Raw genomic sequence first — 26348 nt, 5'->3', positions numbered from 1 at the left:
AATGACGTTAAAAGCAGGAAAAAGATTGGAGGAAATATATATGATAAGAAGAGTTATACAGATAGACGAGGACAAGTGTAATGGATGTGGAGCCTGTGCAAATGCGTGCCATGAGGGTGCTATAGGCATGGTAAACGGCAAAGCAAAGCTGCTCAGAGACGATTATTGTGATGGACTTGGCGACTGCCTGCCGTCGTGTCCTACAGGAGCCATAACATTTGTGGAGAGAGAGGCGGCTGCGTATGATGAGGCGGCAGTCATGGCAAACAAACAGGCAAGATTCGATGCAGAAAAATCCAAAAATATGGTTGGCTCAGGAGTGATGCATGGAAAAAGTCCGGCACACTCCGGTTGCCCTGGTTCTATGGCGAGAAGCATATTCAGGAGACCGGCAGCAGCTTCAGGTGAAGCAGTACAGGCAAGCTCATATGAACAGGCAGCAGTAGAATGCGTACAGAGTACAACTGATAAAACAGTCAATCAGCAGGCGGGTGACATATATAATTATGAGCGCCCGAGCCAGCTCACACAGTGGCCGGTGCAGATCAAACTTGCCCCGGTAAATGCGTCATACTTTGATGGTGCAAAGTTGCTTATAGCGGCGGACTGTACAGCCTATGCCTATGCATCGTTCCACGAGAAATTCATAAAGGGACATGTGACTCTGATTGGCTGTCCGAAACTTGACAGTGTCGATTATTCAGAGAAACTTACAGAGATTATCAGGCGAAATGACATACAAAGTGTTACAATAGTCCGTATGGAGGTTCCTTGTTGTGGAGGACTGGAGATGGCTGCGAAGAAGGCACTTCAGGACAGCGGCAAGTTTATCCCATGGCAGGTTGCAACAATATCAATAGATGGAAGAATTCTTGACTGACATTCTCTTCACAGCACCATGAAAGGTAAAGACAATGGAAGATAAAATAAGAATTACAACTGAGACAGGCAGTCGTCTGGTCGGTGCTCTGATAGGGCTGGTGAGAGCCACTGATGGGATGATGCATGTGACTGATGATACAAATAACATAATAATAGAAGGTTTGCACATGTCTGATATTGCTCTTGGCATCTCTGATGCAGACATGAAGGCGATGATCGCAAGGGTGCATGCTGATAAGCATACAATTGTCCCTGACTGCAGTGTATGCGGTGCACCATGTGGCAGGACTGCAGATTATGATTGGGAGAGCGTGTACAGAGAAGAACGGACAGAGCACGAGGAAGGCAATAGTGATGGCAATGTGGCAGAGCCTTCTGTCATATCGGACGTGCGGATAGACATACTTTCCACACTTCAGAAGATATCCCACAGAGTGATCTCCGGGGAGATCAACGCAGATGGCGAGGTGAACTTCAGTGTGTGCAGGGCAGTATTTGCACTGGGGGAGAACTGGAGTGACGGCGAGCTTGAGAGAGTAGAGCGTGAGCTTGAAGATTTGTCAACCAACAACAGTATGTAACAATGGCACACAAAAATGTAATACTTGAAAATAACAAGGCTTGGCGCATCACAGATGGAATGAAAGTGGTGCGCTTGTTAAAATTAATAAGAAAATACTTCATACTACAGGTATAAAGCCATTGCAAATACAATTATTCGGGAGTACAATAGTCGGATGCATCAAATTAAATGATGAAAGAGATAATAACAGGAAAAGGTAACAAAAATGGGAAGTGCTGCTACGGGCTTTGTAAAAAATAATAAAAAGGTGACATGGAAAGAATTTGCCAGAATGCTTGCTGTGCTTGCTGTGCCTATTGCGATGCAGAATCTGCTGGCGACCACCGCCAGTATGGTTGATACCATCATGATAGGAAGTGAGGGCGAGATCGCCGTTGCGGCGGTTGGCGTGTGTGCACAGATAGGATCACTTTTGTTTTCAACATATTGGGGATTTGTCAGCTGCTCTCTTCTGTTCATGTCTCAATACTGGGGTGCCAAGGATCCGGAGGGAATGAACAAAGCATTTGGTCTGGCGATCATATGTGCGGGAATATTTGGAATAGCATTTGCGGTGGTGACTGTGGTTGCACCGGGGTGGATACTTGGAATATATACAGATAAAGTAGAGATCATAGCACTTGCGAAGCCATATATGAGAATAGTTGGATGGTCGTATCCGCTTCAGGTATTTGCCGCGATCATTACAGCACTTTTAAAATCGACTGAGAGGGTGAAGGTGCCACTGGTGTGCTCGGTCATCTCACTTTTACTCAACTTTTGTATAAATTTTGTGTTGATCTACGGTAGATTTGGCGCTCCCAAGATGGGAGTTGCCGGTGCGGCTATAGGTACACTGGTGTCTGGTATCGTGAACATAGCATTGCTCATTCTGTATCTTGCAAAGAGCAGGCATGAGATAAAGTTCAGCGCGCGAAAGGCATTTGATATTGATATGGGTTTTGTGAAGTCCTATGCGTCCAAGGCATTCCCAATCGTATGCAACGAGATCCTCTATGGCGTGGGCCAGATGATAATCAACGTTGTCATGGGACATCAGAGTGATTCCGCCATAGCCGCCATGGCTGCATTCCGTGTATGTGAAGGGTTTGTATATGCATTCTTTGGTGGTCTGGCAAATGCGTCCAGCGTTGCCGTGGGAAATGAAGTTGGCGCGGGTAATCTGGACAGGGGACTTTCCTATGCCAAGAGAGCTGCACTGGTATGTCCTGCCATCACATTCACAATTGTGCTCATCACGATGCTGCTGCACAATCCGCTGTTCGGATTGTTTGGACTCGGGGCTGAGGCGATGATGTACACAAAGTATATGCTTATAATATATCTGTTCTTCGGAGCAGTCAGAACATGCTGCTATATACAGAACGAGTGCTTCCGTGCAGGCGGTGAGGCCATCGTTGGAACAGTTATGGAGATCAGTGGACTGATGTTGTTTTCGGTCCCGGCTACATGGGTAGCAGGAATGGTGCTCAAGCTGCCATTCCTCGCAGTGTTCTCATTTGTTTACACGGATGAACTTCTGAGATTTGTCATACTCACGCCGTATCTACTGAAGGGAAGGTGGATCAAACCTATGACGGGACCTGGTCGCGCGGCACTTGATGAGTTCAGGGGCAGGATGAAGCGAAATAAGCATAGAGCGCGATAATCTATGGGGACGGAGAGGTCAGGTACCTCCGTCCCCTGTTTTGAAAAAGGAGAAAATAATATGCTGCAAATAAAAAATCTCACAAAGAGATACGGAGATAAGTTGGCGGTGGACAATCTAAGCCTACATATAATGCCGGGGGAGATATATGGTTTCATCGGACACAACGGAGCAGGTAAGACAACCACTATAAAGGCGTGTACAGGGATCCTGAATTTTGAGGAGGGAGATATCCTTATAGATGGTGTGTCCATAAAGGAAAAACCGCTGGAATGCAAGAAACAGATGGCATATATTCCTGACAATCCAGATATGTATGATTTTATGACCGGAATCGGATATTTGAATTTTATAGCAGATATATTTGACGTGCCGGAGGAAGTCAGGGACGAGCTCATAGACAAATATGCTGACGCATTTGAGATAAAAGACAACCTCGGACAGCTGGTATCCGAGTATTCTCATGGTATGAAACAGAAACTGGCAATCATATCGGCATGGATACATGAGCCGAAACTTGTCATCATGGATGAACCGTTTGTCGGACTCGATCCAAAGGCTTCCCATATACTCAAGCAGATGATGAGAAAAATGTGTGATGACGGAGGGGCGATATTCTTCTCCACACATGTATTGGAAGTCGCAGAAAAGCTGTGCGATAAAGTGGCGATCATCAAATGCGGACGACTGGTGAAGGCGGGAATAATGGAGCAGGTGAAGGGAGACGAGTCACTTGAATCCGTGTTCCTTGATCTGGAGGGTGAGTCATGATAAGGATATTGATGAAGAAACAGCTTAAGATGCTGTTCAGTGGATTTTTCGTTGACCGGAAGACTGGAAAGTCCAGATCCAAAGGTGCTGTAGTTCTGGGTATCATCAGTTATGTGGCAGTGCTGCAGGGCTGTATGGGAGCCATGTTCGGAATGGAGGCATATTCGGTGTGTGAGCCACTTTGTTCTGCGGGGCTTGATTGGATGTACATGGCGATGATGTCTATGATGGCGTTGACCATCGGTATATTAGGAAGTGTGTTCAATACATATGCGAGCTTGTATCAGGCAAAAGACAATGACCTGATGCTGTCACTGCCCATCCCGGTCAGGGCTATATTATTTGCAAGACTGTCAGGGGTGTACATCATGGGTGCGATGTTCGCCGTGACCGCCATGGTTCCCGGTATCATAGTATATGGAATAGTAGCTCATCCCGGTGTGTGGCCGGTCGTGTCATCTATTATAGTGCTGGTTCTTCTGACATTTGTCATACTGGTGCTCTCATGTATACTTGGCTGGGTAGTGGGGAAGATAGGCAATAAGACCAGAAATAAGAGCTTTGTGACAGTTGTATTGTCACTGGCATTTATAGCCGCATATTATGCTGTATACATGAATGCAAATAAGCTGCTCTCAAAGATCCTGGCAAACAGCGGAGAATACAGTGCAAAGATAAAAGGTGCTGCATATCCGCTCTATTCAATTGGTCGTGCGGCTACAGGAGATGGATTGCAGCTGGCGTTTGTGGCAGCAGGCACATTGATCATCTCTCTTGCAGTGTGGCTGGTACTTGAGAGAACATTCATCGGAATCGTGACGACAAAAGCCGGACATACCAAAAGGAAGAATATAATAAAAGCTGCAAAGGCGCAGAGCCAGGATGCAGCACTTCTTCAGAAAGAGTTCAAAAGACTGGCAGCATCTGCCGTATATATGCTCAACTGTTCCCTGGGGACATTGATAATGATCGCTATGGCAGTGGTTTGTCTTGTTAAAGGACAGTATGTAGTAGATATGATTACGAAAATTCCCGGACTACCGGATGGTGTACTTATAATTGGGGCGTGCATAGCCGTATGTGCCGCCGCGTCGATGAATGATCTGACTGCACCATCGATATCTCTGGAGGGAAAGAATCTTTGGATCGTGCGTTCGCTTCCAGTCACATCGTGGCAGATACTTAGGGCAAAACTGAGGATGCATGTGATACTTACCCTGATTCCGGCGCTGATCCTTGATATAGTGATGCTTGTTTTTGTGACACCATCACTTGTAGATGGCGTGATGATGTTACTGATACCATGTCTTTATGTGTGCCTGACTGCATACATAGGGCTTGCAGTCAATCTCAAGATACCAAAGCTTGACTGGACGTCGGAAGCATCAGTCGTGAAGCAGAGCATGGGTGTACTTGTTGCTCTTTTATCTAATTTTGTGTATATTATTGTACTTGTGGTGGGATATTTGTTATTCGGAGGTTTTACCGGAGCGACAATGTATCTAGCAATAAGCACTGCATTGACGGCAGCCGCTGCAGTTTTGTTTAGAATATGGCTGAAGAGACGTGGGGTGCAGGTGTTTGAGGCGCTCTAGTGGTCTGCGATGATGAATCCAGGGCTGTGCTCTGCATGGAAGCTGGAGACTGCGGTTGTAAGACAGTGTAGATTATAGATAGCAGAATAAATTATAGATAGAGTTATAGATAGAAAGAAGTTTCAGGATTAAATATGGCAGAAATAAAGAACTCGGAATTAGATATGAGTAGTCAGCAGAAAGCTGAACTGGACAAAGAGAAAAGAAAAGAAGAGAAGAAAGAGGCAAAAAGAGCAAAAAGGCAGCACTACAGGGAACTGAATGAGCCGCCAAAGCTCACCGTTCTCGAGGAGGTGGGAAATGCTGTTACCCACGGAATAGGAGCAGGGCTTGCCATAGCCGGACTTGTCCTTCTTCTCCTGAAGTCAGACACAGGACTCAAAGTGATGGCATCGTGTTTTTATGGAATATCACTGATATTGATGTTTCTCATGAGCTGTCTGTATCATTCATACAAATCCGGTCTGGCAGTCAAGCGGCTCTGGAGAAGATTTGACTATTCCTCGATATATCTGCTGATAGGCGGAACATTTGCTCCACTGTACCTTGTGTACTGGGGAAATGTGCTTGGAATAGTGTTGTTCTGTGTGCAGTGGGCACTTATTATAGCGGGGATCACCATCATATGTGTGTTCGGCCCGGGCAGGTTCAGACCGATACACTATACGCTGTACTTCGTCATCGGATGGAGCGCTATCATGTTCATTCCGGGCTGGTTCAGAAATGACAAGCCGCTTCTGGGATGGATCGTGGGCGGAGGTGTTGTCTATACGCTTGGCATGATTCCATTTGTGAAGGACACCAAGGGGGCGCACTTTATCTGGCATATCTTTGTGATGCTGGGGGCCGCGCTGCATTGGTTTGGGATGTACCTTTATGTGTATTGATGACGGACGCCATTTTCAAGCGTATAAGGCCATGATATATGCGTGCAATCACATTTGCCTAGCCTCACTTTACTTTGCTTCCATATGCACTCGGCTCTGACCGCAATAAGGGCGCTGCGGTCGCCACCTCGGCAGGAAGCAGTAAAGAGAGGCAGTCTGCATTATCGATTGCACACATAATATCATGGCCTTTTTATATCGCCTGAAAATGGCTGGTTATGAATCACGCTAATCTTCCTTCGTTTCAGCTTGCTTATATTTGCACTGCGCTCTGCGCACGATAAGGGCGTTTGTGTGCGCCGCTCCGGCAATAAGAGCTGAAGTTCAGTCGATTACGCTATCGATTCAGAATACAGGCACACGGCTTATTATAATATCTGGAGAGCAGTTTTTCTGTTACCGATAGAAGTTTATTGCTTATATTGGATTCGATTTACGAGTAATTATATTTGCGGTTGATTGCAGCCATAAAGAATGGTATCTTTTAGGCAGATATAAACATGATGAGTAAATATTATAATACGAGGAGGAAATTCTATGGACAGAGTAGAGAAAATGCTTGGCAGAATGAAAGCTGGTAAGTTATATAAATGTGTGGACTGGGATCCGGAGGGGAAGGCGAAGGATCTGGTTGATAAGTTCAACGGTGCTCCGAGGTCTGAGACAATGACAAGAACAGGCGAGTATCTTGGAAAATTATTCGCACACATGGGAAAGGAGTGTTACATAGAGCCGCCATTTTACTGCGACTATGGAACAAATATACATGTGGGAGACTATTTCTATGCAAATACAGGGCTGATAGTTCTGGATCAGTGTGACGTCATCATTGGAGATCATGCATTTCTGGGACCAAGGGTCAATATATACTGCGCATGTCATCCGATAGATGCGATGATCAGAAATGCCGGTGTGGAGCTTGGCAAGCCGGTCACAATAGGCGATAATGTATGGATCGGCGGAAATACGGTCATCAATCCGGGTGTGACCATAGGTTCAAATGTTGTCATAGGCTCAGGGGCGGTTGTCACAAAGGATATTCCGGATGGTGTGATAGCTGCTGGAAATCCATGTAAAGTCATGAGACCGATAACAGAAAAAGATAAGCAATATTGGCTTGAACAGGTAAAGGAATTTGAGACAGACACAGGCGAGCAGGTGCTGTAGTGGGGACGCTTCTTTTGTCACAAGGAGTGTCCCCTGGATTGGATTTATATGACAGAGGGACACTCCTTGTGACAAAAGAAGCGTCCCTGGAGAGGACATATGGTAAATTACAGATTTACTTTCAGCTATGATGGCACACGTTATCACGGCTGGGAGAGCAAGACAAATGCGGATACAGTGGAGGGGCGAATAGAGGCGGCCCTCACCAGGATGGTCGATGCAAAGGTCGATATCCATGGTGCAGGCAGGACTGATGCGGGAGTGCATGCCAGAGCCATGGTGGCGAACGGAAGGGTAGAAACAGATAAGACTCCGGAAGAGATAAAAGATTATCTGAACAGATATCTGCCTGCGGATATCTGCGCGCTTGAGGTTGCTGTGGCCGGGGACAGGTTTCATGCAAGGCTGAATGCAACCGGTAAAGTCTACGAATACACGCTGTATGTAGGCGCTGAGAAACCTGTATTTGACAGAAATTATGTGTGGTGTGTGCCGCAGGGCAGTGCACTTGATGTGGATGTGATGAAAAAGGCTGCATCGTATCTTGTCGGAAAGCATGATTTCAGATCTTTTTGTGGCAACAATAAGATGAAGAAATCCACGGTCAGAACTATATACGATGTGGATATAGTCAAGGAGGGAGACTACGTCCGCATGAGATTCCATGGAAATGGCTTTTTGCAGAACATGGTGAGGATACTGACCGGAACACTGGTAGAGGTTGGATATGGGAATATGAGTGCGGAGCATATTCCTGAGATAATCGCCGGGCTGGACAGACAGCTTGCAGGGCCTACGGCTCCGCCGCATGGTTTATGCCTTATGGCGGTTGAATATGACTGAGAAGACGGCAACAGCTACTTGAATGTTGTGATATAGGCAGAAAGCATGCATGTAAAGGGAGATTTGTCAGATATCGAAAAAGATGCACGACATAATAAGGAAATGGGGTTAAAACAGATGATAAAGAAGCTTGGAACAAAGTACAGGATAAAATGTATTATTGGAGCAGTGATATTTGCAGCAATCGGAATCTCCGGTGTTGCTGCAGCAATGGGGGTAGATGAAGGATCGATATGGATAGGGCTTGGATCCGCGATGTTCCTCGCATTTGCGGCATGGTTTGTATCCCTGGCAATAAGGCAGAGCAACATAAGAGACGTACTGGATTACTGCAAGAAGAAGCCAAATCCTGAATATGAGATGGAGAGGATAGAGCAGTTTTACAGATCAGGTGCTGCAGTGAATGGCCTCAGATTAAATAACGAGTTCTTCATGTATATCAAGGGTGACACGGTGAATTTTGCCGAGACCAGGGAGCTTATGTGGGTATATAAGCTCATAACCCAGAACAAAGTGTACGGAATCAAGGCGGGTAAGTCTTACCAGATCGAGGTCAGGCTGAATGATGGCAGCGGAATGGCGCTTCCGATGAGGAAGGAGAAGGACTGTGATGACATCCTTGCATACATAGAAAGCATGGTTCCATACATAATAATAGGATACAACGATGAGATAAATAAGATATATAACCACAATCAGAAGGAACTGGAGAAAATGGTGGATGAGAGAAGACACCAGTACTTCCAACAGGTTCCAATGAGATAGATAATGGCATGAGGTATATCTGTACAAAAAGGATGGTGGCATATGGGTATGGCGGATATTGACAGGCACAGCGGAATGGAGAAGCTGCGGGATATGCCTCAGGGAAGTCCGGAGGATGTGAAAATGCTCGGCCTGTTCATGGATGTGGGAGCCATGATGATCCGGAATGGCTCGGAGGTGAAGAGAGTGGAGGATACACTCAGACGAATGGGAGCTGCTTATGGAGCAGAGCGTATGGACGTATTTGCTATTACATCCACTCTGGTATGTACCATGAACATGCCGGATGGATCGGTGTGCTCCATGACCAGAGGAACCAGGGATGGGACAAAGACGGACTTCTGGAAGCTGGAGCGGATAAATGCCCTGAGCAGAGAGTATTGCAGACAGCCACTAGCCACTGAGGGCCTGAAAGAACGAATTGAAGAGATAGAGCAGGCATCAGCGCCGAGATTCCGGGTGTGCGTGGGAAGCGTGCTGGCGGCGGGAGCGCTTGCGGTATTCTTCGGCGGAACCATACTTGATGGAGCTATGGCGGCGGCATTTGCTGTGGGGATATGGCTGATGCAGATATATTTCGCCCCGATATGTACCAACAACATACTGTTTAATTTTCTGAGTTCATTTGTCACGGGCGTACTGATCGGACTGGCAGGGCACGTGCTTCCAATACATGAGGACAAGGTCATGATAGGAGATATCATGCTGCTGATCCCGGGGCTTGCGCTGACAAATGCAGTGAAGGACATGTTTGTAGGGGATACCATAACGGGAAGTCTGAGGCTGGTTGAGTCGCTGCTCTGGGCGGCGGCGATAGCGTGCGGATTTGCACTGGCGGTATTTATCACGATTTAGGAGGTGCAGACAAGTGCAGCAAACGATCATACAGGTTGTCACAGCTCTATTAGGTTCGCTGGGATTTGCTTTTATGTTCAATCTAGGAAAGAGAAATGTGATACCGGCGGCGGTCAATGGAATGTGCACATGGATAGTATACATTCTGGTCAGAAATATCATAGATGACGTATTTATCCCATCTCTTGCGGCAAGCCTGTGGGCTGCCATATATGCTGAGATAGCGGCAAGGATCATGAAAGCACCGGCAAATCAGTATCTCATAGTCGGACTTATCCCGCTTCTGCCGGGGGCTCCGCTCTATTACACACTGAGCGCGGCATTTGATTCAGACTGGAAGGCCGCAAGTGCATATGGCAATTCCACAATGCTGTTCGTGCTTGGGATTGCGGTGGGAATAAGCGCAGTCTGTGGATGTGATGACATAATAAGGAGGCTTAAGAACAAAAAGACGGAAAGCTTGAGTAAACACATATAAGGTGTTATGATACAAGTTAAGTGTTATATTAAGGAGATCGAGGGTTATGCTTGAGAAGTATGGAAAAAAGCTGTTTATATTGCTTGGATGTGATGTAGTATATTTTATATTGTGGGTTATACCGGCCATAAGGATACCTGCTTCATCTGCGATTTTTACCGGACTTGGGCTTATGACCATGACGGCACTCAGCTTTGTTGAGGTTGAGGATGATACATTTGACAGGGTGACAGGTGATGAGAAGTGGTTTAAGATAGCCTTTCTGGTGGGAGCGGCACTCACGCTTGTGGGGATCATACTCCTGCTGATGTTTTTCAAATTCTAAATATAATGTGGATTACAGATCCCTTCCGTATGATTAGGTACATCATACGGAAGGGATTTTTTCGTCTTAAGAATATCTTAAAGTTCCCGGCAATTGTTTCTTAATGTACACCCATTTTACAATACATTATGAGCAGAGACATTTCTGAAGTTTAATGTGAAGGGAGGCAGAAAATGTCAGGAAATTCGTGGCGGAAAACTGCGCTGGTCATGTCTGTACTTGCCGTATGTGGCATATGTGGCTGTGAGAACAGGTCGAGCGGTGATGAGGACAGGACAGAATACATATATGGTGATTCCATTGAGGAGGATCATGGCGGAGGACTACTCGGTATAAGGCTTGGCGTTCCTGATAGCTGTGATCTAACATTTGATACCGGTCATTCAAAGCTTTCGGAGATAAGTCTTTTGGATGATGACATACAGGTTGCAAATGTGGACAGGGCGTATACTGTAAGCTTTGACAGGATGAGGATGGATACGTCGAGGATACAGGACATGGTGGAGAGTGTATTTGACAAAGACCAGGGAATATATTGCCGTGATGACGGCGACGAGAATATGACGAAGGAGGAGATACAGAAGGAGATAGACCTCATAGAGGTGTACAGGCAGCAGGCTCTGGAAGAAGGGCAGCAGGATGTTGCGGAGATATATGAGAGTGACATAGCAGAGACGAAGAAGCGGATGAAGGAAGCCCCCGATTCGTATACGCCGGTCAGAGAATATACGACAAATAAGATATACATAGGCCAGCATGACGGTGAACAGTACAGCCTGTGGATATCCGGGGATGACACAGCAGATGCATCTGGCAGGGTAAGCATAGTATATGAGCCGGCGGGTGATCAGGAGCAGAAATATCTTGCAGATGTGGAAGATGCAGTGATGACGGAGACCGCCGGGCAAAACTATTTTGGCGGCGATATTGAAGACCAGGAAAATAAATGTGGGATAGATGAAAATACAGCAGAGCATGAAGCTCAGGCATTTCTGGATAGGATGGGAATATCCGGAATGGCAAAATGCGGAAGTCAGGCTGTGGTGAGGTCGTGGCTGGACAGCGGATTTGAAATTATAAAAGCTGAAAAGAATGGGTACATGTTCGAATTTGGAATACAGATCGGCGGAGTGGATACTGCCTATATAGACCCGACAGGAGTGGATAACCTGAAGAATAAAAATGGTTACGTCATGTACGAAGGTGACAGGATATCCGTATGTGTGGATGACAGCGGAGTGTTTAATGTGAGAGCAATCTTAAGTACGGATACGGATTCATTTGTCAGGGAAAAGGTGGATCTCCTAAGCTGGGAAGATATGGTGAATAAGGCTGACGATAGCATAGCGGAATATTATGAAAAATATCCTACCGACTATTCAGAGGTGCGGTTTAACAATGTGAAATTTATGTATGTTCCCTGTATACAGGATGGAGAAAATCTTGTGTACATACCGGCATGGGTACTGACCCAGTCTGAAAATAATGACATCTCAGAGGAGCATGGCGCATACGATAATATAGTGCAGCTTGTGTACATAAACGCAGTGGATGGAAGCTGTGTAGATATAATTGAGACTGCAAAATGTCTTGAGACATGGTACGGAACAGACCCGGAGACTGGGGCAGGAACAAAAACCATATCAAAATAAATGTGCTGATATGGTCAGGTGAAATGTCTAATATATGAATATTTGCGAAATGACAAGGAGGAAGATAATCATGGGAAAGAGAGCGACAAGAATAGCAGCATGTGTGCTGGCAGGAGTGATGGCGATGCAGATGACAGGATGTGGAAATAAAAAGGTTGATTATACATTGGATGGAGAGTCGGGTTCGGCAAGTGGATACAGTGATGATGGCAGTAACGATGCGGGTGGCAGCCTTGCAAAGAGTCTGGGAATCCCGGAGAAGTGTGATGAGACATTTGATGTGGGCAATTCGGGCTTGTCAGAGATAAGCTGTTCCGGTTCGATAGATATTCCTGATACGGATTCCATGAAGAGGGTATATTACAGCACTATGAAGCTTGATGCTGCACAGATACAGAGCATTGTCGAGGGACTCCTGGACAAGTCCCAGGGCATATATATCCGCAAGGATGGAGTGCAGACCAAGGATGAGCTGAAGAGTATGATAGAGAGTACAGAGAAGTTCAAGAAGGAGGCTCAGGGTCAGGGGGATGATTCGTCGGATGCCTGGTATGATACCCAGATAGAGACATACAAGAAGCAGATGGCAGATGCACCGGATTCACTTCCTTTGCTGGAGAATTATGATGACCCGTATTCATCGTATACAGGCAAATATGGAGACAAGGAATATACGGTGAGTATATCACAGTATGGCGGTGAGGATGACAATACAGACGCAGGTGTGTATATATCATTTTACAAATCCGAGAGTGAGGAGAACAAGCTTTTGGATGGTGTGAGCGGCGCAACATACACCTATGTGACGGGCATCAGCAATGCCACAGACATAGATCTGACCAATGTCACAAATGAGAGCAAACTCACGGAGAACGATGCCATATCCCAAGCGATGAATTTCCTCTCAAAGATGGGGATAGACGGTATGGAGAGTACAAAGACAGAGCCGCTTGCCAGAATATGGTCGGATGACAATGGCGAGGTAAAGCAGACCAAGGTGAGTGGATACTCGGTAACGCTCAGCAGGTCTATATACGGAGCAAAGGAGAGAGAGGGCGAATTATATAACGTTGACAATCTCCAGACACAGAATGGCTATATGTTTGAGCCTGGTGACAGTGTAACATTAAATATTGATGATGATGGAGTTGTAGATATGTTTGCCCAGCTTTACACAGATCCTTCATCCCTGCAGGCGGAGGATGTGGAACTCATGAGCTGGAACGACATGATCGCAAAGGCAAATGAGGGCATTGCAACATATTATGAGAAATACCAGACCAGATATGGCAAGGTTCAGTTCAACAACGTGGCACTCAGATACATGGCGACAGCAGATGACGATGGAAAGCTCTGCTACATTCCTGCATGGATATTTACACAGAGCGAGGAGCTCCGGGGACAGGACACGGTAGGGGAGATATCCCAGATTGTATGTATAAATGCAATTGACGGAAGCTGCATTGACATAGTGGATAATGCCAAGAATATGAAGTTGTGGGAGACGTATTAAATGGATTATTACATCTAAATCTATCAAAAATTACATTTGCATCTATTATCACAAATTAGGGTATATAATATGTTTTGGTGTTAGCTTGTGTAATTTATGTGCAGATGATATTATGAATGATAGGAGAAGTTGTGAGATTTGTTTATAATACATTTATCTTGGATAGGGCAGAATATGCAAAAATCTGCAGAGAAATAAATACGAATTATAGTAAATACGAAGGAAAAACATACGCAGTACATATTTCGTATGGAATAGATAATAAACCATATTGGTATTATTTTGAGAATCATGGATATGATAACTATAATATATATATGAGAATAGAAATGTAAGGGGGCGTAGTTATGGAAGAATTAAGAAAACTGCTCAACAATATAGATGATTCTTATTTTGAGTTTGTCTCGGCTATGGAGCATTATGCTCAGAAGAATGCAGAAAGATTAGAAATGCTCACTGCTTATATCAAAAGAAATCCAGGCGTAAAATCCGCAGATGTTATAAAGTTTGTTTCGGATCAGCCGGATTTTGCAGATGATGCCGCTTACATGAGGGTATGCTAGATATTGTAGTTATAAGAAAGTAATAAAAATACAGACAGTCAATTGTTTTTTGAGGTCACTTCATTCACAATTGTGCTGTCTGTATTTTTATTTGAAAGTATCAGTTTTAAGCTGACTAATTCTACAGGTGAAGGACTCTGTCCTTGATCTCCTGTGTACGTCCCTGATTCCAGAACTGGGTTCCGATATAACCGCAGGTACGTCTTGCAACGAAGAGAGTGTTCTGGTCGCGGTTGCCGCAGTTAGGGCACTCCCACACCAACTTGCCATAATCGTCTGTCACGATCTTAATCTCGCCGTCATAGCCACATTTCTCACAGTAGTCGCTCTTGGTGTTGAGCTCTGCATAGAGAATGTTGTCGTATATGAACTTCATGACTTCAAGGACTGCGTCTATGTTATTCTGGAGGTTTGGAACCTCAACATAGCTGATGGCGCCGCCCGGTGACAGCTTCTGGAATTCTGACTCAAACTTCAGCTTGCTGAAGGCGTCTATGTGCTCGGTTACATGTACGTGATAGCTGTTGGTTATGTAATTCTTGTCTGTTACGCCCGGGATGATGCCGAAACGCTTCTGCAGATTCTTGGCAAATTTATAAGTAGTGGACTCCATAGGTGTTCCGTATACGGAATAGCTGATATTCTCAGCGGCCTTCCACTCAGCACATTTGTCGTTGAGCTTCTGCATTACAGCGAGCGCAAATTTCTTGCCTTCCTCGGATGTATGTGTTTTGCCGATCATACGGACACACATTTCGCAGAGACCGGCATAGCCAAGGGAAATAGTTGAGTAGCCGCCGAAGAGCAGCTTGTCAATCTTCTCGCCTTTCTTAAGTCTTGCCAGCGCACCGTGCTGCCACAGTATAGGAGCGACATCTGATATGGTTCCGAGCAGTCTTTCATGTCTGCATCTGAGTGCCTTGTGACAAAGCTCAAGACGCTCGTCCAGGATCTTCCAGAATTTGTCCATGTCGCCGTATGATGAACATGCCACATCAACAAGATTGATGGTCACGACACCCTGGTTAAAACGTCCGTAATATTTGCGGGATCCATCAGGATTCCTGATGCCGTCCTCCTTTGTAGGAAATGATCTGCAGCCCATGCATGGATATACGTCGCCGTCCTTCATCTCTCTCATGACTTTGGCGGAGATGTAGTCAGGAACCATACGTTTTGCGGTGCATTTGGCGGCAAGCTCAGTCAGATACCAGTATTTGGAATCTGTGGTGATGTTGTCCTCGTCCAGAACATATATGAGCTTAGGAAATGCCGGAGTGATCCAGATTCCCTTCTCGTTCTTAACTCCTTTGATCCTCTGATTCAGGACCTCCTCTATGATGAGTGCCAGGTCATCCCTTGTCTGTCCCTCAGGAACCTCATCCAGGTACATGAACATGGTGACAAATGGTGCCTGTCCGTTACATGTCATCAGGGTGATGAGCTGGTACTGTATAGTCTGTATTCCACTTTTGACCTCGTTCAGAAGTCTCTTCTCTGTTATCTTGTCGATAATGGCATCATCAAGGGATTCGCCACAGTCCTTGCGCTCCTCGATGACCTGTGCACGGAGCTTCTTCCTGCTAACATCCACAAATGGTGCCAGATGAGACAGGGTAAACGTCTGCCCGCCGTACTGGTTGCTGGCAACCTGTGCCACGATCTGCGTGGTGACGTTGCATGCCGTGAAGAAGCTGTGCGGCTTCTCGATCATGGTCTCACTGATCACTGTTCCGTTCTGTAGCATATCCTCAAGGTTGATGAGGTCACAGTTGTGCTCCTTCTGAGCGTAGTAGTCAGAATCATGGAAATGTATGATTCCGGCCTCATGTGCCTCAACTATATCCTCAGGCAGAAGCATTCTCTTGGTCAGATCTTTTGATACCTCACCGGCCATGTAGTCACGCTGTGTCGAGTTGATCACCGGATTCTTGTTGGAGTTTTCCTGATTGACTTCCTCGTTCATATGGTCTATGAGCGCAAGGATTCCGTTGTCCGTGGTGTTGGACTTACGTGCGAGCTCTCTCTTGTAACGGTAACGCACATATTTCTGTGCAACCTCATATCCTCTCATCTCCATGATACCGGTCTCGACCATATCCTGAATGTCCTCCACGTGAACTGCGTGGGACATTGATTCTATCTGTTTCTCCAGGTTGTCCGCGATGGCGTGAACCTGATATTCGTTGAGCTGGTGGAGTTTGTCAACCTCATTGTTGGCAGCTTTGATGGCATTCTCGATCTTTGACAGGTCAAATGTCACCTCTTCTCCATTCCTTTTGATTACGTGTACGTGTGTTTTAGCTTCCTCTGACACAGCAATAGCCTCCCTCTTCCAATTCAATGGTAAATTTATTCGTAATATTCCAATCATTCAAGTTAACTTAAATCAGGCCAATCAGGTCTGGTTCGACGTAATATAGTAGATGCGGCTGCCTGTGCCGCATGGAATTATTTATAAAGAAAAAATATGCAATAATTATTGTGAACACAATATATTTGGTGGAAATAATGTGAAGCACCCACTAGATATTGTGCTCTGTTATTATAGTCATCACAAATGATATTGTAAAGATGAAAAATGTGCTTTTACACAATAAAAATCCCGTGAGGCGCATAAACCTTGACAAATTTTGAGAAAAAATTTTTGAGGGCTTCCAAAGCCTTGACAAGCAACCATAAAAAGTGATACACACTTATATGAATACAATTTCTAACAGGTATTAATACAAATATCAAGGAGATAAAAAAATGCAGGAATTAAAGCCAATCAAAGAAGGTAAGGTACGTGAGATTTATGACAATGGAGACAGCCTGATCATGGTAGCTACAGACCGTATAAGCTGCTTCGATGTCATCCTCGACAATGTAATTTCCAAGAAGGGAACAGTTCTGACACAGATGTCAAAGTTCTGGTTTGACATGACACAGGATATTCTTCCTAACCACATGATCTCAGTTGATGTAAAGGATATGCCTGAGTTCTTCCAGCAGGAGAAGTTCGATGGCAACAGCATGATGTGCAGAAAGCTTGAGATGCTTCCGATCGAGTGTATCGTTCGTGGATACATCACAGGAAGCGGTTGGGCAAGCTACAAGGAGAATGGCACAGTATGTGGAATCAAGCTCCCAGAGGGATTAAAGGAGTCTGATAAGCTTCCTGAGCCTATCTACACACCATCAACAAAGGCCGAGATTGGCGATCACGATGAGAATATATCATATGAGCAGAGCATTGCTCACCTTGAGAAGTACTTCCCTGGCAAGGGCGAGGAGTACGCTTCAAAGCTCAAGGAGTACACCATCACACTTTACAAGAAGTGTGCAGAGTACGCACTTACAAGAGGAATCATCATTGCAGATACAAAGTTTGAGTTTGGTCTCGATGAGAATGGCAATATCGTTCTCGGCGATGAGATGCTTACACCTGACAGCTCAAGATTCTGGCCAGCAGATGTATATGAGCCAGGTCATGGCCAGCCATCATTTGACAAGCAGTTCGCACGTGACTGGCTGAAGGCTAATCCTGACAAGGGCTGGAAGCTTCCAGAGGATGTCGCTCAGAAGACTATTGACATCTACCTTGAGGGCTATGAGAAGCTTACTGGCAAGCCACTTGGAAAGTAAATCCTACACTATATAGCATCAGACTGTTATATTATTAAGAATAAGACTTCCGGCGTAATGATGTGCCCGGGAGTCTTATTTTTGTGTTTTTACGCTTCCCAGGCTGTGCTCTTTAAACGGTATTTTGAAACTGCGCTGCACTAGAAGTACAAGAGGTTCTGAATCCTGGTAAAACGGTACGCAGGAAATGAAGTATATTGATTAAAATGGCATTAAATGATAAAGTAAAAAATAAAAGTTATATACGGCAATTTTATAAACTAAATTTGTGAGACACTTATAAAACCAAGGACAGTTTTGGATTTAGATCTAAAAAATTTCTCTGCGCAAAATGGAAATTTTATTATTAGAATGGGGACCTCACTGGATAACGGATACAGTTATCCAACTCCGATATACTATTGTGATTTTTTTCTATATCCTGTGGCTTTTCTATATTATATGACGTTTTTACCACTTATAGTTGTTGGGGTATATCTTATTTATAATAGTAAAAAGCCGCGCATTAATGAGTGGATATATTTGGCGTTGGGAATGTCTGGGATTATATTGAGTCATGTATTGACCTGCGAGATAGTAGTCGTAAATCTTATTATTTTATGTATAGTTTTATTAAAAATAACATTAAAAAAAGAAAGAATTATGGCATTCATAAAAGCTGCCATAATGTGCTTAGTACTTACAATTTGGTATTTGCTTCCATTTATTGATTACTTCGTAAGCCAGGAAACCATAGTACAGGCTGGGGATTTAAGACTTTTAGATAATAGCTCACAAGAAATAATAGACATATTTCAGCTGTTTGCTCCTGGAAATGAAGGTTGGAAGTGCATCACTTTAGGTGCAGCTTTAATTTTATCTTTGGGGCTTACATTATATTGCCTATATAAATACTCTTCCAAAGAAGGTAATGAAAAAGCAATTTTTTGTATAAAAATCTTCAGTGCGTTTGGTATTGTAAACACATTATTCATATGTAAATTTTTCCCATGGGGTAGTATCCAGCAAATTCTGGGAATAGATGGATTAGGGTATCAGGTTGGAAGTATTCAGTTTTCATGGAGATTTGATTTCAGATTATCATAAAAACAAAGGAGATGCATATTTAACAATAAAAAACGATAGCACAATAGATGATGCGATTGTTCAAGTGCCTATTTTTAATTATAAGTATTATACGGTATTTGATAAAAATAATAAGAAATTAGATTTGGTTGGTTCTGTAAATAATTGTGTGACATTCAAGGTACCACCAAGATATAATGGAACATTAACTATAGGATTTAGAGAGCCGATAAGTTGGAGAATTTCAGAAATAATTTCAGCTATAGGTTTTATAGTTGTATTATTTATTGGTATAAAATTACTCGTTGCGAAGAGAAGAAAGAATATTAGATAAGGAGAATGTGTGATGATTAGTTTAATAGTTCCTTGTTATAATGAGCAAGAATCACTACCGATTTTTTATGATGAAGTAACAAAGGTAGTAAGAAATATGGGGGTAGAATATGAGCTATTGCTCGTAAATGATGGTTCAAAAGATAAAACATTGGAAATAATGAGGGAGCTTTCTGCAAAAGATGAACATGTTAAGTACCATTCTTTCTCAAGAAATTTTGGCAAAGAGGCTGCAATGTATGCGGGCTTTTGTAATGCAAAGGGGGATTATGTAGCTGTTATGGATGCTGATATGCAGGATCCACCATCATTGTTACCACAGATGTTAAAAATTCTGGAATCCGGAGAATACGACTCAGTAGCTACAAGGCGGGCTGATCGTAAAGGCGAGCCAAAAATCAGAAGCTGGTTTGCCCGTAAGTTTTATCAGATCATTAATAAAATATCAGATGCCGATATTGTAGACGGAGCAAGAGACTTCCGTCTTATGAAGCGCGAAATGGTCGATGCCATAGTGGAAATGGGCGAGTATAATAGATTTTCAAAAGGCATATTTGGGTGGATCGGTTTCAATACATATTGGCTGCCGTATGAGAATATTGAAAGAGTTGCCGGTGAGACTAGCTGGAGTTTTTGGAAACTGCTGAAATATGCAATAGATGGCATTATTAATTTTTCACAAGCTCCTCTTTCAGTGGCCTCTTGGTTTGGAATGGCAATGACTTTTGTGGGCTTTTTAAGCCTTATTTTGGTGATAGTCAGAAGATTGGTATTCGGAGATCCTGTTGCCGGATGGGCATCTATAATATGTGTAATCATATTTATAGGTGGAATACAGCTTTTCTGTTTAGGAATAATGGGGCAGTATATAGCTAAGATGTACTTGGAAACAAAAAAGAGACCACATTATATAATATCTGAAACGAATGACAAGAATTCAAAGAAGGTTAATTAGCAATGAAAAAAAAGGATATTTTTGATAAAATATTTGAACTTCCGGGGCTAAGAGTATTTGAACCACTATATAGTAAGTATAAAGAAGTGATTTTATATTTAGTATTTGGAGGATTAAGTTTTATAGTAAGCATTTGTACTTATGCACTATTTAATGTGTATTTGGGTATCAATGAGTTGATAGCGAATATTTTATCGTGGATAATTACTGTATTATTTGCTTTTTTGACAAATCGTATATGGGTTTTTGATTCTCCTACAAGTGGTGTGCAAGACTTTCTGAAGCAGATGGCAGCCTTTTTTGGTGGACGAATAATTACATTGGTAGTAGAAGAAGTAATTCTATTAGTATTTATATCTATACTTGGTTTTAATAGTATGATAGTTAAGATTGTTGCACAGATTATCGTTATATTACTTAATTACATCATAAGTAAGTTGATTATATTTAAGAAAGACTAAACAAGATGAAAGCCAAATGTAAGGAGGAATTCATACATGAAGAATATGCTGCGTGTGGCGGCCGTTACGCCGAAGGTTCATATCGGAAGTGTCAGCGGAAATGTCAGAGAGATAATGGATATATATGAAGAGTATAAGGATGCTGCGGATGTCATAGTGACGCCAGAGTTGTCTATCACGGGATATACCTGTGCGGATCTGTTTGAGAACAGAAAGCTCATAGATGGCGCGAGAAGAGGTCTTCTTCAGCTTGCCATGGCGACTTGTACCGGTCAGTCGGCACTGGTGGTCGGTCTGCCATTTGAGGTGGACGGGGAGCTGTTCAACTGTGCGGCGTTCCTGCAGGGCGGAAGAGTCATGGCCATCGTGCCGAAGACTTACCTTCCAAACTATGGCGAGTTCTACGAGAAGAGATGGTTCTCAGCCAGAAAGTATGATGCGGTGATGGTAAATCTCATGGATCCGGAAGATGATGGAGATGAGCTTGAATATGATGGCAGCAGGGCTGTTGGCAGTGAAGTGCTGTTTGGCAATAATGTGATGATAGATATGGGCAGCGTAGACCAGAGAGTAAAGCTTGGTATAGAGATATGTGAGGATGCCTGGACGCCTGTGTCACCGGGAAGACTTCTCGCCATGGCGGGAGCAGAGGTCATACTCAATCTTTCCGCGTCAAATGAGGTCATCGGAAAGGCTGCATACAGGCACAAGCTGATAGGAAGTGTGTCGTCGGACTGCCTGTGCGGATATGTGTATGTGTCGGCGGGAATGTACGAGTCCACATCGGATCTGGTATTTTCAGGACACAATCTGATGTACGAGAACGGCAAGCTCCTCGGCGAGGTAAAGCCATTTGAGGAAGGAGTGCTGATAAGGGATATAAGTCTCACCAAGATCAGACACGACAGGATAGCAAACAAGTCATTTGCCGACTGCAAGCGTGATTTCGCATTCAGAAAGTATGAGACGGTGGTGTGCGATACCCCGCTCATGGACAAAGGAAATGTGCTCATGAAGGTGAAGATGACACCATTTGTCCCATCGGGAAATAAGCTTGAGAGGTGCATGGCGATATTCAAGATGCAGGTTGCCGGACTTCAGAGAAGGATAGAGGCCACCCATTGCAAATGTGTGGTCGTGGGAGTGTCAGGCGGACTTGATTCCACACTGGCTCTGCTGGTTTCGGCACAGGCGGTGAAGAATGCGGGACTTCCATCCACAACTGTCGTGGGAATCACCATGCCGGGATTTGGAACGACAAATAGGACGAAGAACAACTCCACAAAGCTCATGAGACTGCTCGGCTGTGACAGCAGAGAGATAAGCATAGCTGCATCGGTGAGACAGCATTTTGCCGATATTGGACAGGACGAGAGCGTGCATGACGTCACTTATGAGAACTGTCAGGCGAGGGAGAGAACACAGATACTCATGGATGTCGCCAACAAGGAGGGCGGATTCGTGGTTGGAACCGGAGATCTCTCGGAGCTGGCACTTGGCTGGTGCACCTACAATGGCGACCATATGAGCATGTATGCGGTGAATACAAGTATACCAAAGACGCTGGTGCGCTCACTTGTGAACGAAGTCGGACACTTCATGGAGGTTGATGGATTTGTGGGCATCGCGCCGATCATAGACGATATCATAGACACACCGGTCAGCCCGGAGCTGCTTCCACCGAACCCGGACGGAACCATCGCGCAGAAGACGGAGGACACCGTGGGATCATACATCCTGCACGATTTCTTCTTATATTATACACTTCGATATGGAATGTCCCCTGAGGAGGTAAATGAGTTGTGCAAGGAGGCTGTAAGACAGAGTGACGAGTACAATTTCTCAGACAGCGAGATCGACAAATGGCAGAAGGTATTCTACACGAGATTCTTCCGCCAGCAGTTCAAGAGGAACTGTATGCCGGATGGCGTGAAGGTCGGAACCGTATCGGTCAGCCCGAGAGGAGATCTGAGACTGCCGTCTGAGATAGAATTTGAGGACTTTTTGTAGACATTTGCCTGGGATAGTTATTAATATGGCAGAATCATAATAGCATACCAATCAGGGGTCGCTCCCGCTTAACTCAGCCTGCAACGGTACTAAGGTGCCGCCTGTTGCGCCACCTAAGGACCGGCGGCATCGTATTCCCCTGATTTGGTAGTGCTATTATGATTTTGCCACAATATAGCATACAAAGACAAATGTCTACAAAAGTCGTGTATATATTTTATATGAATAATATAATTTAGGAGGACAAAGAAATGCCATTTATAGATTCAAAGGTTACAGTGAAGATGAGCGATGACCAGAAGGAGACTCTTAAGAATAGTCTTGGTCAGGCGATAACAACGATGAACAAGACGGAGAGCTACCTTATGGTTGGTATAAACGATGGATATGACCTGTTCATGGGCGGAAAGAAACTTGATAAGGGTGCATATGTGGAAGTCAGCGTATTCGGTGATGTGACTCCTAAAGCTTGTGATGCAATGACAGGAAAGATCTGCGATATATTTGCGGATGTGCTTGGAATCCCGGGAAATGCGGTGTACGTGACTTACCACGGCGTACATGACTGGGGCTGGAACGGCGGTAATTTCTGATGTGGGAGATAGAAGTCCTTGACGCTCTCCAGAATATACATACCCCATGGCTTGACAAGATCATGGTGGCGATCACATCCCTTGGAAATGCGGGAATACTGTGGATAGTGCTGGCGGCTGTGCTGCTGATCATTCCAAAGACGAGGAAGGCAGGGCCGTGCATGGCCATCGCACTTATCCTTGATCTTCTCATAACCAACTGCCTGTTAAAGAATCTGGTCGCCAGGACAAGACCATATGATGTGGCGAATTTTACAGATCTGATAGTGAAGAAACCAAAGGATTATTCCTTCCCATCGGGACACACGGCGGCATCATTTGCGGCTGTCACGGCGTTGTTCATGAGGAAAGAGAAGCTTTTGGGCAGTATAGCATGTGTTGTGGCTGTGTTTATTGCTTTTTCAAGGATGTATCTGTATGTACATTTTCCGACGGATATTCTGGGTGGTATAGTGGTAGGAGTGGCATCCGGAGTGGCAGCAGGATTTATACTTAGAGCGATTGATAAGAAGCTTGCAGCCAGGGCGGCAGGTACAGATATAGAAAATCAGTGAAAACCAGATTGTGAGGATAAAGATTTCCATGAGCAACATGATTTGGCGAGTCGTTGGTTTGGAGAAATACAATCATGAGTGGTAGACAGTTTTGAAGACATTGACTTTGGAGATTCAGGAATATCTTGAAAAAGAGCGGAAATTACATATTAGATCTCTATAAAATGAGGCATATGGACTAAGAAGCTGTTCATATGCCTCATTTTTAATATGACATTAAATACTTTAAATACACAGAAATTTCACAAATAAAACGCCTCTGTATACTATTGACATTAAAAAATAGAAGTATTACTATTTATGCAACTTGCGTCAAATCACACATAGCTGACGATCAGATATCGCATATCATAAATCAAATTCCTGATTTTGTGCATCTGAGGATTCTGTCAGCATTTCAAACTGAAACAAGGAGGAAATAGAATGATCAAAACATTGCTTGGTCAGGTGGGCGAGTACAAGAAGAACTCGATACTTACACCTGTTTTTACGGCGGCAGAGGTCTTTATGGAGATCCTCATTCCATTTGTGACCGCCAAAATAATTGACGAAGGAATCAACGGACAGGACATGAGCAAGGTGTATATGTATGGCGGACTCATGCTTGTACTGGCTTTCCTAAGCCTTTTCTTTGGAGTGATGGCGGGCAAATTTGCTGCCAGTGCCTCGACGGGATTTGCATGCAATCTGAGGGAGGGCATGTACAGGAACGTACAGGAATTTTCATTTACAAATATCGACAAGTTCAGCACCGCCAGTCTTATAACACGTATGACGACGGATGTGACAAATGTACAGAACGCGTACCAGATGCTCATACGAATCGCAGTCCGTGCGCCACTCATGCTCATTTGCAGTATGATAATGTGCTTTACAATCAACGTGGAGCTGTCACTTGTATTTGTGGCAGCACTTGTGGTTCTTGCATTTGGATTGTTCTTCATCATATTCAAGGTAACCCCTATATTTGACGAGGTATTCAGGAACTATGACAACCTGAATGCTAGTGTTCAGGAAAATGTATCTGCGATAAGAGTCGTAAAGGCATTTGTAAGGGAAGAGTATGAGGACAAGAAGTTTGGCAAGGCTGCTGAGGTGCTTGCGGAGCTGTCCATAAAGGCAGAGAGCCTGCTGGCTTTCAACAATCCTATCATGATGTTTGTCATCTTTACATGTATGATGCTCCTGTCGTGGATCGGAGCACACTTCATAGTCGGTGGTAGCATGACAACTGGAAATCTTACATCACTTTTCAGCTATGTCATGAGCATGATGATGTCGCTGATGATGCTGTCCATGGTATTTGTCATGATCTCCATGAGTATGGCAAGTATGAGACGAATATCTGAGGTCCTTGAGGAGACACCTACCATGACCAATCCTGATGAGCCGATCATGGAGGTCCCTGATGGAAGAATAGATTTTAACCATGTGGACTTCGTGTATAAGGCCGGAAGTGCGGAGGATACACTGAAAGATATAGATATTCACATAAAATCCGGTGAGACGGTCGGCGTGATAGGTGGAACCGGATGTGGTAAGTCGACATTTGTCAATCTGATAAGCAGACTGTATGATGTGAAACCGGACGGTGGTTCGGTCTGTGTCGGAGGACATGACGTGCGTGATTACGATATGGAGGTCATCCGAAATGAAGTGGCGGTTGTGCTCCAGAAGAATGTGCTGTTTTCGGGTACGATACTTGATAATCTGAGATGGGGCAAGGCGGATGCCACGGAGAATGAGTGCCGTGAGGTGTGCGAGCTTGCCTGTGCGGATGAGTTCATAGACAGGATGCCGGATGGATATAACACCTGGATCGAGCAGGGCGGAAGCAACGTGTCTGGTGGTCAGAAGCAGAGACTCTGTATTGCCAGAGCGCTGCTCAAGAGCCCGAAGGTACTCATTCTCGATGATTCCACAAGCGCAGTTGACACCGCTACGGATGCGAAGATCAGGCAGGCATTTGCAACCAAGATACCGAACACCACCAAGATCATCATATCCCAGAGAATATCAAGTGTGCAGGATGCTGACAGGATCATAGTTCTGGATAACGGAATGGTCAGCGGCTTCGACACACATGAGAATCTGTTAAAGAACAACACGATATATAAGGAGATCTACGACGTACAGATGTCTGGCGGCGGTGATTTCGATGAGAAGATGAATTAATTATGAAGGAAAGGAGGCAGTGTAATGACAGGAAATACAGAGAAATAC

Annotated in this window: 26 protein-coding genes; 25 read left to right on the top strand and 1 reads right to left on the bottom strand. The window is 44.5% G+C overall.

What is annotated here, in order from left to right; all coding sequences use genetic code 11:
* Nucleotides 1–40: 40 nt before the first annotated feature.
* The 16 genes from DW159_RS11935 to DW159_RS11860 all read left to right on the top strand — a co-directional run bounded on the left by DW159_RS11935 (nt 41) and on the right by DW159_RS11860 (nt 14527).
* Complete coding sequence (locus tag DW159_RS11935; RefSeq protein WP_117551022.1) at nt 41–880, top strand: ATP-binding protein; 840 nt, start codon at nt 41–43, stop codon at nt 878–880.
* A 34-nt stretch (nt 881–914) separates the two neighbouring features.
* The gene (locus DW159_RS11930; protein WP_117551021.1) at nt 915–1463 is read left to right on the top strand and encodes a hypothetical protein; all 549 of its coding nucleotides are present in this window, start codon (nt 915–917) and stop codon (nt 1461–1463) included.
* 207 nt (nt 1464–1670) lie between these two features.
* The gene (locus DW159_RS11925) at nt 1671–3113 is read left to right on the top strand and encodes an MATE family efflux transporter (RefSeq protein ID WP_117551019.1); all 1443 of its coding nucleotides are present in this window, start codon (nt 1671–1673) and stop codon (nt 3111–3113) included.
* A gap of 60 nt (nt 3114–3173) precedes the next feature.
* Complete coding sequence (locus tag DW159_RS11920; RefSeq protein WP_117551017.1) at nt 3174–3884, top strand: ABC transporter ATP-binding protein; 711 nt, start codon at nt 3174–3176, stop codon at nt 3882–3884.
* Nucleotides 3881–5479 (top strand): putative ABC transporter permease subunit, encoded by a 1599-nt coding sequence (locus tag DW159_RS11915; RefSeq protein ID WP_117551015.1) that lies wholly within the window; start codon nt 3881–3883, stop codon nt 5477–5479. Before DW159_RS11920 ends, DW159_RS11915 begins: the two co-directional genes overlap by 4 nt.
* 134 nt (nt 5480–5613) lie before the next feature.
* Entirely contained in the window at nt 5614–6366 is a 753-nt protein-coding gene (trhA, locus tag DW159_RS11910; RefSeq protein WP_117551013.1) for a PAQR family membrane homeostasis protein TrhA, read from the top strand.
* A gap of 537 nt (nt 6367–6903) precedes the next feature.
* A complete protein-coding gene (locus tag DW159_RS11905) occupies nt 6904–7533 on the top strand; it encodes a sugar O-acetyltransferase (protein WP_117551011.1) in 630 nt (209 codons plus the stop codon).
* Between the two features lie 99 nt (nt 7534–7632).
* Nucleotides 7633–8376: a tRNA pseudouridine(38-40) synthase TruA gene (gene truA / locus DW159_RS11900; protein ID WP_117551009.1), complete on the top strand. Its 744-nt coding sequence runs from the start codon at nt 7633–7635 to the stop codon at nt 8374–8376.
* A 117-nt stretch (nt 8377–8493) separates the two neighbouring features.
* Nucleotides 8494–9141: a DUF6709 family protein gene (locus DW159_RS11895; RefSeq protein WP_117551062.1), complete on the top strand. Its 648-nt coding sequence runs from the start codon at nt 8494–8496 to the stop codon at nt 9139–9141.
* Nucleotides 9142–9183: 42 nt separating this feature from the next.
* Nucleotides 9184–9996 (top strand): threonine/serine exporter family protein, encoded by an 813-nt coding sequence (locus DW159_RS11890; RefSeq protein WP_117551007.1) that lies wholly within the window; start codon nt 9184–9186, stop codon nt 9994–9996.
* Nucleotides 9997–10009: 13 nt separating this feature from the next.
* Nucleotides 10010–10474: a threonine/serine exporter family protein gene (locus tag DW159_RS11885; RefSeq protein ID WP_055222929.1), complete on the top strand. Its 465-nt coding sequence runs from the start codon at nt 10010–10012 to the stop codon at nt 10472–10474.
* 46 nt (nt 10475–10520) lie between these two features.
* Entirely contained in the window at nt 10521–10799 is a 279-nt protein-coding gene (locus DW159_RS11880) for a hypothetical protein (RefSeq protein ID WP_015533590.1), read from the top strand.
* 173 nt (nt 10800–10972) lie between these two features.
* Entirely contained in the window at nt 10973–12451 is a 1479-nt protein-coding gene (locus DW159_RS11875) for a DUF6034 family protein (RefSeq protein ID WP_117551005.1), read from the top strand.
* Nucleotides 12452–12521: 70 nt separating this feature from the next.
* Nucleotides 12522–13964, top strand: coding sequence for a DUF6034 family protein (locus tag DW159_RS11870; protein WP_117551003.1), 1443 nt, complete (start codon nt 12522–12524; stop codon nt 13962–13964).
* 116 nt (nt 13965–14080) lie between these two features.
* Nucleotides 14081–14299 carry a hypothetical protein gene (locus DW159_RS11865; protein ID WP_118649791.1) on the top strand — a complete coding sequence of 73 codons (219 nt, stop codon included), beginning with the start codon at nt 14081–14083 and terminating at the stop codon, nt 14297–14299.
* Nucleotides 14300–14311: 12 nt separating this feature from the next.
* Nucleotides 14312–14527, top strand: a complete 216-nt coding sequence (locus tag DW159_RS11860) for a hypothetical protein (protein WP_117551001.1) — start codon at nt 14312–14314, stop codon at nt 14525–14527.
* A gap of 121 nt (nt 14528–14648) precedes the next feature.
* On the opposite strand, the gene nrdD is transcribed toward DW159_RS11860, so the two are convergent.
* Nucleotides 14649–16844, bottom strand: coding sequence for an anaerobic ribonucleoside-triphosphate reductase (gene nrdD / locus DW159_RS11855; protein WP_022216859.1), 2196 nt, complete (start codon nt 16842–16844; stop codon nt 14649–14651).
* Nucleotides 16845–17278: 434 nt separating this feature from the next.
* Between nrdD and DW159_RS11850 the strand changes: the two genes are divergently transcribed.
* The 9 genes from DW159_RS11850 to DW159_RS11810 all read left to right on the top strand — a co-directional run bounded on the left by DW159_RS11850 (nt 17279) and on the right by DW159_RS11810 (nt 26300).
* Entirely contained in the window at nt 17279–18154 is an 876-nt protein-coding gene (locus tag DW159_RS11850; protein ID WP_004850368.1) for a phosphoribosylaminoimidazolesuccinocarboxamide synthase, read from the top strand.
* A gap of 297 nt (nt 18155–18451) precedes the next feature.
* A complete protein-coding gene (locus DW159_RS11845) occupies nt 18452–19240 on the top strand; it encodes a hypothetical protein (protein ID WP_119998051.1) in 789 nt (262 codons plus the stop codon).
* Nucleotides 19194–19553: a hypothetical protein gene (locus DW159_RS11840; RefSeq protein WP_147323115.1), complete on the top strand. Its 360-nt coding sequence runs from the start codon at nt 19194–19196 to the stop codon at nt 19551–19553. Before DW159_RS11845 ends, DW159_RS11840 begins: the two co-directional genes overlap by 47 nt.
* Before the next feature lie 12 nt (nt 19554–19565).
* The gene (locus DW159_RS11835; RefSeq protein WP_117550995.1) at nt 19566–20507 is read left to right on the top strand and encodes a glycosyltransferase family 2 protein; all 942 of its coding nucleotides are present in this window, start codon (nt 19566–19568) and stop codon (nt 20505–20507) included.
* 2 nt (nt 20508–20509) lie between these two features.
* Complete coding sequence (locus tag DW159_RS11830; RefSeq protein ID WP_117550993.1) at nt 20510–20968, top strand: GtrA family protein; 459 nt, start codon at nt 20510–20512, stop codon at nt 20966–20968.
* Nucleotides 20969–21004: 36 nt separating this feature from the next.
* Nucleotides 21005–22978 carry an NAD(+) synthase gene (locus tag DW159_RS11825; protein WP_117550991.1) on the top strand — a complete coding sequence of 658 codons (1974 nt, stop codon included), beginning with the start codon at nt 21005–21007 and terminating at the stop codon, nt 22976–22978.
* Between the two features lie 251 nt (nt 22979–23229).
* Nucleotides 23230–23571, top strand: a complete 342-nt coding sequence (locus DW159_RS11820; RefSeq protein WP_117550989.1) for a phenylpyruvate tautomerase MIF-related protein — start codon at nt 23230–23232, stop codon at nt 23569–23571.
* Nucleotides 23571–24125 (top strand): phosphatase PAP2 family protein, encoded by a 555-nt coding sequence (locus tag DW159_RS11815; RefSeq protein WP_187115872.1) that lies wholly within the window; start codon nt 23571–23573, stop codon nt 24123–24125. Before DW159_RS11820 ends, DW159_RS11815 begins: the two co-directional genes overlap by 1 nt.
* A gap of 423 nt (nt 24126–24548) precedes the next feature.
* On the top strand, nt 24549–26300 hold the full coding sequence (locus DW159_RS11810) for an ABC transporter ATP-binding protein (RefSeq protein WP_117550985.1): 1752 nt from the start codon (nt 24549–24551) through the stop codon (nt 26298–26300).
* Nucleotides 26301–26348: the final 48 nt, after the last annotated feature.

It is taken from the genome of Coprococcus sp. AM14-16, from assembly GCF_003434675.1.
GTDB lineage: Bacteria > Bacillota > Clostridia > Lachnospirales > Lachnospiraceae > Coprococcus > Coprococcus aceti.
The sequence above is the reverse complement of the archived record's forward strand: the minus strand, read 5'-3'. Positions and strand labels throughout refer to the sequence as shown.